The sequence below is a fragment of the Kitasatospora sp. LaBMicrA B282 genome (genome assembly GCF_050325825.1).
In the GTDB taxonomy this organism is placed as follows: Bacteria; Actinomycetota; Actinomycetes; order Streptomycetales; family Streptomycetaceae; genus Kitasatospora.
In genome coordinates this window covers 1-762 of the sequence record NZ_JBNQTI010000383.1, presented here as the reverse complement: position 1 = coordinate 762, position 762 = coordinate 1, and the positions used below count along the sequence as shown (strand labels likewise).

Annotated in this window: 1 protein-coding gene and 1 pseudogene; both read left to right on the top strand. The window is 74.9% G+C overall.

Annotated elements, in window-relative coordinates; translation table 11 throughout:
• Window positions 1–515 (top strand): annotated as a pseudogene (locus tag ACQRUO_RS39580) (hypothetical protein); the annotation flags it as partial.
• A gap of 5 nt (window positions 516–520) precedes the next feature.
• Window positions 521–762 (top strand): hypothetical protein (locus ACQRUO_RS39575; protein WP_428321021.1); only part of this gene is annotated, 242 nt, incomplete at its 3' end.

Genomic DNA, 762 nt, shown 5'->3' with positions numbered 1-762 from the left:
GCGGCGCCAGCGCCTCGGCCAGCGCGTCGGCGAGCAGCTCGGCCGGCCCGAACGCGCAGGCCGAGGCGCAGGCGCTGGACGGCCTGCTGGCCCGCGGAGAGAGCGCCAAGGCCCCGATCGGCAGCGCGGTCGCCCAGGTGGACAGCTGCCCGGCGGCGGCCGACATCACCAGCGCCGCGCAGACCTTCGACTCCGCCGCCCAGCAGCGCGACGCACTGCTCGGCGAGCTGGCCAAGCTCAACCTGGCCGACCTGCCCGGTGGCGCCGACGCCGCCGCCACCCTGAAGACGGCCTGGCAGGACTCGGCCGGCATCGACCGCTCGTACGCGGCCTGGGCCCGCACGGTCGCCACCCAGGGCTGCGGCAGCAGCAAGACCGCGCCGACCACCGCCGACAAGCAGAAGGCCGACGCACTCAACCCGCAAGCGACGCAGGCGAAGCAGGACTTCGTGGCGAAGTGGAACCCGATCGCCTCCACCTACAACCTGACCAACCGCACCTGGGACAGGATCTGACGCTCGTGAACCGCACCACCGGCACCACCCGCCCCACGGCCCGCCCCACCAGCCGCACCGCCGCGCGACTGCTCGCCCTGCCGCTCGGCCTGCTCAGCGCCCTCGCGCTGGCCGGCTGCGGCACCAGCACCGCCACCGCCTCGTCCGCCGTCCGCTGGCCCATCCGTACCGCCAGGCGGGTGAGCGCCGCGAGCAGCAACTGCTCCTTGGTGTCGAACTGCTGCGGTTCGTCGCCGCCCAGAGCGCG